The sequence below is a fragment of the Streptomyces sp. NPDC001493 genome, assembly GCF_053597235.1.
This window is the reverse complement of sequence record NZ_JBSFHV010000013.1, coordinates 225,976-232,388: the sequence shown is the minus strand read 5'-3', so window position 1 is coordinate 232,388 and position 6,413 is coordinate 225,976. Positions and strand designations below refer to the sequence as shown.

General features: G+C 71.5%; 4 protein-coding genes and 1 rRNA gene. 2 read left to right on the top strand and 3 right to left on the bottom strand.

Going from position 1 to position 6,413, the window contains the following annotated elements; all coding sequences use genetic code 11:
- A 16S ribosomal RNA gene (locus ACWCWD_RS20375) occupies nucleotides 1-172 on the bottom strand; the annotation flags it as partial.
- A gap of 705 nt (nucleotides 173-877) precedes the next feature.
- Between ACWCWD_RS20375 and ACWCWD_RS20370 the strand changes: the two genes are divergently transcribed.
- The gene (locus tag ACWCWD_RS20370; protein WP_450774180.1) at nucleotides 878-1,327 is read left to right on the top strand and encodes a PTS sugar transporter subunit IIA; all 450 of its coding nucleotides are present in this window, start codon (nucleotides 878-880) and stop codon (nucleotides 1,325-1,327) included.
- A gap of 73 nt (nucleotides 1,328-1,400) precedes the next feature.
- Complete coding sequence (gene ptsP / locus ACWCWD_RS20365; protein WP_450774179.1) at nucleotides 1,401-3,071, top strand: phosphoenolpyruvate--protein phosphotransferase; 1,671 nt, start codon at nucleotides 1,401-1,403, stop codon at nucleotides 3,069-3,071.
- Between the two features lie 100 nt (nucleotides 3,072-3,171).
- Here the strand turns inward: ptsP and ACWCWD_RS20360 are convergent, their stop codons facing one another.
- Nucleotides 3,172-4,134, bottom strand: coding sequence for a hypothetical protein (locus ACWCWD_RS20360; RefSeq protein ID WP_450774178.1), 963 nt, complete (start codon nucleotides 4,132-4,134; stop codon nucleotides 3,172-3,174).
- 240 nt (nucleotides 4,135-4,374) lie between these two features.
- Nucleotides 4,375-6,351, bottom strand: a complete 1,977-nt coding sequence (locus ACWCWD_RS20355) for an acetoacetate--CoA ligase (protein ID WP_450774177.1) — start codon at nucleotides 6,349-6,351, stop codon at nucleotides 4,375-4,377.
- Between the last annotated feature and the right edge of the window lie 62 nt (nucleotides 6,352-6,413).

Sequence of the window (6,413 nt, the reverse complement as noted above, 5' to 3'; positions counted from 1 at the left end):
TATCCGGTATTAGACCCCGTTTCCAGGGCTTGTCCCAGAGTGAAGGGCAGATTGCCCACGTGTTACTCACCCGTTCGCCACTAATCCACCCCGAAGGGCTTCATCGTTCGACTTGCATGTGTTAAGCACGCCGCCAGCGTTCGTCCTGAGCCAGGATCAAACTCTCCGTGAATGTTTTCCCGTAATCGGGATCACAACACGAGAGCGGAACGACCAGGTCGGAATATGACCGGTCGTTCACAGCGTCCTCGCTGTTGTTGCCCACCAGGCGGTTAAGCACTGGTAGGACTTTTCAAAGGAACCACCAACCTGCCGAAGCAGGCCGGGGTATCAACATATCTGGCGTTGACTTTTGGCACGCTGTTGAGTTCTCAAGGAACGGACGCTTCCTTCGGTCCCGTTTCACCGGGGCCCTCCGGGCGCTTCCCTTCGTTCTTGCGTTTCCGACTCTATCAGACTCTTTCGTGTCCGATTCCCGGTCGAAGCGGGTCAAGCGATTTTCGCTTTCCAGTTCTTCGCTTTCGCGTTTCCCTTTCCGGCGAGTCCGACTCTATCAGGCAATTCCTTTCCCTCTGACCAGGCCCCCGCAGGCATGCGGAAGCCCGAATTCGGGCAGGGTTTCGCTGGAGAGTCGCCACCGGCCCCGCGACCAGAAGTCGCGGTGGGGCCAGGCAGATCTACGACAGTACAGCCTCGTCGGGAGACGAGGCAAATCGTTCGCGGTGCGCTCCTACGTCAGCCAAACGGGACATCTCGGGCGGAATCGTGACTTGCCATGACTTACGCTGCTGGGGAATGCGCCGCCCTGCGACCCTGCGACACCGCGGGGCGGCCATCGAGAAGCCAGGCTCCCCAGCTCCACCTCCCGGAGGCATCCATGACCCACGTGACGTCCCCACTCAGCGGACAGGCCATCGGGCTGGCCGCGGTCCCCGACCCGGTCTTCTCGGGAGCGATGGTGGGGCCCGGCACGGCCATCGACCCCGTGCGGGAGCCCGGCGAGGCGGTCTCGCCGGTCGACGGTGTCGTGGTCTCCCTGCACCCGCACGCGTTCGTGGTGGTCGACAGCGAGGGGCACGGTGTACTGACACACCTGGGGATCGACACCGTCCAGCTCAACGGCGAAGGTTTCGAGCTCCTCATCAACAAGGGGGACACCGTGACGCGCGGGCAGGGCATCGTGCGGTGGAACCCGGTCGACGTCGAGGCGGCGGGGAAGTCCCCGATCTGTCCCGTCGTGGCCCTGGAGGCCACGGCCGACTCCCTCTCGGACGTCCGGGAGTCGGGTGACGTGAAAGCGGGAGGCACCCTCTTCGACTGGCAGTGACCCTGCCCTTCCGTGACGAGCCAGTCGGACATCCACCGCGGGGGTTCCCGCCGCACGAACGGAGACGGGTGACATGGAGACAACGCTGCGAGGCGTCGGTGTGAGCCACGGGGTGGCCATCGGCGAGGTCCGGCACATGGGGACGGCGGTCCTGGAACCGCCGGTCCGGCAGATCCTCCCGGAGGAGACGGCGCGGGAGCAGGGACGTGCCCGGCAGGCCGTGGAGGCCGTCGCGGCCGACCTGATCGCGCGCGGCAATCTCGCCGGCGGTGAGGCGCAGGGGGTCCTGGAGGCGCAGGCCATGATGGCGCAGGACCCGGAGCTGATGGCCGACGTGGAGCGGCGCATCGCCGAGGGGAGCACCGCCGAGCGCGGTCTCTACGACGCCTTCGCCGCCTACCGCGCGCTGCTGGCCAACGCCGGGGAGTACCTCGCGGGGCGGGTCGCCGATCTCGACGACGTACGCAACCGGATCGTGGCCCGGCTGCTCGGGGTGCCGATGCCGGGGGTGCCGGACAGCGACCATCCGTACGTGCTGATCGCGCGGGACCTGGCTCCTGCGGACACCGCGCTGCTCGATCCGGCGCTGGTGCTCGGTTTCGTCACCGAGGAGGGAGGACCGACCAGTCACAGCGCGATCCTCGCGCGCGCGCTCGGGGTGCCGGCCGTGGTCGCGCTGCCCGGCGCCGGTGAGCTGGCCGAGGGCGTGGTGGTGGCGGTCGACGGCGGCACCGGCGAGGTGTTCGTCGAACCCAGTGCGAAGAAGCGGGCCGCGCTGGAGGGCGCTGCCGCGGCGCGCGAGGCGGCGCTCGCCGCCACCAGCGGGCCGGGTGCCACCTCGGACGGGCACAAGGTGCCGCTGCTGGCCAACATCGGCGGGCCGGGGGACGTGCCGGCGGCGGTGGAGGCGGGCGCGGAGGGCGTCGGGCTCTTCCGTACGGAGTTCTTGTTCCTGGACGACAGTGAGCAGGCGCCTTCCGAGGAGAAGCAGGTCGCGGCGTACCGCGCCGTGCTGGAAGCCTTTCCCGGGGGCCGGGTCGTCGTCCGGGTGCTCGATGCCGGAGCGGACAAGCCGCTGGCCTTCCTCACCCCGGCCGACGAGCCGAACCCCGCGCTCGGGGTACGGGGGCTGCGCAGCCTGCTGGACCACCCGGACGTCCTGCGCACCCAGCTGACCGCCCTGGCCAAGGCCGCCGAAGGGCAGTCGGCGCAGTTGGAGGTCATGGCGCCGATGGTCGCCGACCGGGCCGACGCGAAGGACTTCGCCGACGCCTGCCGCGAGGCGGGGCTGCGGGCGAAGGTCGGGGCGATGGTGGAGATCCCGTCGGCCGCGCTGCGGGCGCGCTCGGTGCTCCAGGAGGTGGAGTTCCTCTCGCTCGGTACCAACGACCTGGCGCAGTACACCTTCGCCGCCGACCGGCAGGTGGGCGCGGTGTCCCGGTTGCAGGACCCTTGGCAGCCGGCGCTCCTGGACCTGGTGGCGCTGTCGGCGGACGGGGCGCGCGCCGAGGGCAGGAGCTGCGGGGTCTGCGGTGAGGCGGCGGCCGATCCGCTGCTCGCCTGTGTGCTGACCGGGCTCGGGGTCACCTCGCTGTCGATGGGCGCGGCCTCGCTCCCCTATGTACGGGCGACGCTCGCGCAGTACACGTTGGCGCAGTGCGAGCGGGCCGCCGCGGCGGCGCGGGCCGCGGACTCCGCGGAGGACGCGCGGAGCGCCGCCCGGGCGGTGCTGGAGGGCGCGTAGCCGCGCCGGAGAACCGGACTACCGGACGCAGGGGCTTCCCGCCGCGGTGGCGGGGAGCCCCTGCGCGTCGGCGCCCGCGTCGGGGCCCGGGTCGGGCGGGTCAGTGGTGGGGCCGGGGTTCCTCCGCTCCGATGTCGAAGCCGGCGCGGTAGTCCACGCCCGGTTCGGGGCCGACCGGTTCGCCGGTCCCGGCGTCGGTGCAGTAGGCGGAGAACACCTCTCCCGCGGTCAGGGGCAGCAGGCTGCCACGGTCGAGCCGCCAGCCGTGGACCCGGTCCGGGGCGTCGGGAGTGGTGGTGCGCAGGACGACGCCTCCGGGAGCCTCCAGCGCGACGCCCACCGCGAGTACGGTCGCCAGCTCCGTCCCTTCGGCGGGTGAGAGAACGGGCGGACGTGCCCCGTCCTGGCGGGTGTGGAGGACGGCGAGGAGCCGGTCGTCGGTGGAGCGGATGGAGCAGACGATGTGGTGCGTGCCGGCACCGGCGGACTCCAGGAGCCGGAGCAGCAGGTGCGAGGCCCGGTCGAAGGCGGCCCCGCCGATGTCCTGGCCGCAGTCCGCGCAGGCCCCGAGGTCCGCCAGGAGCACGGTGGCGTACTCCCAGGTGGCGCGGCGTACGACGCGGGAGACGAGGAGCGGGAGAATCCGGTCGAGCGGCTGCCCTGTGTAGGGGACCGTCGCGCCGGCGGCCGCGATCTCGGCGGTGAAGCGGGTGCGGGCGTCGGCGCTGTCGGGGTCGAGCCGGTGCTCCGCGCAGAACTCGCCGAACTCCGACGGGTCGAAGAGCGCGAGGCTGGTGTGGAGTCCCTCGGCCTCGAAGCCTTTCAGCAGGCCCTCGACCTCGTGGAGATAGGCGGCGTGGTCGTCGAAGGGGAAGGTGCGGTAGGCGCGCATCGCCGCGAAGTCCTGGGGGTCGACCAGGACGCCGACGGTGCCGGGGACTTCGCGGCGCAGGGCGCGGCGGGTGGACCGGGGCCGCCGGTCCGGCGGGGCCCCGGTGCGGCGGGTACGGCGGGTCGGGTCGGTCGCGCGGTCGGTTCGTCCGTTGCGTCCGGTGTGGTTCATGAGCGGTGCTCCCCCTGGTTACGGCGGTCTGAGTACGGCGGTCCGCATGCGGCTCGCGCACGCGGACGCACGGTGGAACTGTGTTCACTCAGCGTAGTCGCAGGGTCTGACAGTGCGGATGGGGGCGGCATCGCCCGGGGCCGACTCGCGGTCCGACCCGCCGTCGGCTACCGGTGCGTCGAATCGTCCGACCCTCATGACCTCGTTCGACGGAGTGTCCGTGGCCCGCCGCGGTCCGTCTCAGTGGCGGGTGCGGGCCAGCTCGGCGTAGAAGCCGAGGAGGCCGATGTCGTCGATGGAGCCGGCGTTGACCGCCTGGTCCAGGGGGGTTCCCTGGAGGAGTCGCTTGACGGGGACCTCGATGCGCTTGCCGGTGAGGGTGTGCGGGACGCCGGGGACCTGGATGACCTCGTCGGGTACGTGGCGCGGGGAGAGGTTCTCGCGGAGCGTGCGCGCGATCGCGGTGCGCAGGTCGTCGTCGAGTACGGCTCCGTCGGCGAGGTGGACGAAGAGCGGCATCCAGTAGCCGCCGTCGGGCTGTTCGATGCCCACGACGAGGGATTCGCGGATCTGCGGCAGCCGCTCGACGGCCTCGTAGATGTCGGCGGATCCCATCCGTACGCCCTGGCGGTTGAGGGTGGAGTCGGAGCGGCCGTGGATGATCACCGAGCCGCGTCCGGTGAGGGTGATCCAGTCGCCGTGGCGCCAGACGCCGGGGTACGTGGCGAAGTAGCTGTCGTGGTAGCGGCTGCCGTCCGGGTCGTTCCAGAACCGCAGCGGCATGGAGGGCATGGGCGCGGTGACCACGAGTTCGCCGACCTCCCCCAGGTGCGGTGTGCCGTCGGCGTCCCAGGACTGGAGGTCGGTGCCCAGGCAGGGGGCCTGGAGCTCCCCGATGTGGACGGGGAGCGTGGCCACGGCGCCGGCGAAGCAGCTGCAGACGTCGGTGCCGCCGCTGACCGAGGCGATCCAGAGGTCGTCGGTGATCTCTCCGTGCAGCCAGCGGAAGCCGTCCGGGGGCAGCGGCGAGCCGGTGGTGGCCACGCACTGCACGCGGCTGAGGTCGAAGTCGCGTCCGGGGTGGGCGCCGGCTTTGCGGCAGGCCATGACGTAGGCGGCCGAGGTGCCGAAGAAGGTGGCTCCGGTCTGTTCGGCGACGCGCCACTGGGCGCTGATGTCGGGGTGTCCGGGGCTGCCGTCGTACAGCACGACGGTGGTGCCGGTGAGGAGGCCGGAGACGAGGAAGTTCCACATCATCCAGCCGGTGGAGGTGTACCAGAAGAAGCGGTCCTCCGGGCCGAGGTCGCAGTGGAGCCCGAGCTGCTTGTAGTGCTCCAGCAGGATGCCGCCCTGGGACTGCACGATCGCCTTGGGCAGTCCGGTGGTGCCGGAGGAGTAGAGGACCCAGAGCGGGTGGGCGAAGGGGACTTGTTCGAAGCGGGGTTCGGTGTCGGCGCCGGTGAGGTCGGCCCAGGCGAGGGTGGATTCCGGGGCGGGGGTGCCGAGCAGCGGGACGTGGACGACGGCGCGCAGGGTGGGGAGTTCGCGGCGGAGTTCGGTGACGGTGGCGGTCCGGTCGTGCTCCTTGCCGCCGTAGCGGTATCCGTCGACCGCGAACAGGACGACGGGTTCGACCTGCTGGAAGCGGTCGAGGACGCTGCGGGCGCCGAAGTCGGGGGCACAGGAGGTCCAGACCCCGCCGACGGCCGCGGTGGCGAGGAAGGCGACGACGGCCTGCGGGATGTTCGGGAGGTAGCCGCTGACCCGGTCGCCGGGGGTGACGCCGAGGGCGCGCAGCTCCGCGGCGAGGGAGCCGACCTGGCGGCGGAGTTCGGACCAGCTCATGACCGCCTGGGCCTGCGTCTCGTCGACGTGGAAGAGCGCGGGCGCGTCGGCACGGAGCGGGTCCTCGGCGGTGCGCAGGGCGTGTTCGGCGTAGTTGAGGGTGGCGCCGGGGAACCACTCGGCGCCGGGCATGGCGCGGCTCGCGAGGACGGTCTCGTACGGGGTGGAGAACCGGATGTCGAACCATTCGGCGACCGCCTGCCAGAAGGTGTCGAGCTCCTCGACCGACCAGCGGTGCAGTGCCGGGTATCCCCCCTCGGCGGGAGCCCCGTGGCGTTCGGCCGCCCAGCTCTGGAAGCGGGTGACGGCCGCGGCGGCGACGCGTTCGGGGCCGGGCTGCCAGAGGGGTGCTTCGTCGGCTGCTGCGGTCATGGGGCGGCTCCTGGCTGGCGGGTGCGCGGGGTGGGCGTCGGCGCGCACGGGCAGGGGTGGTG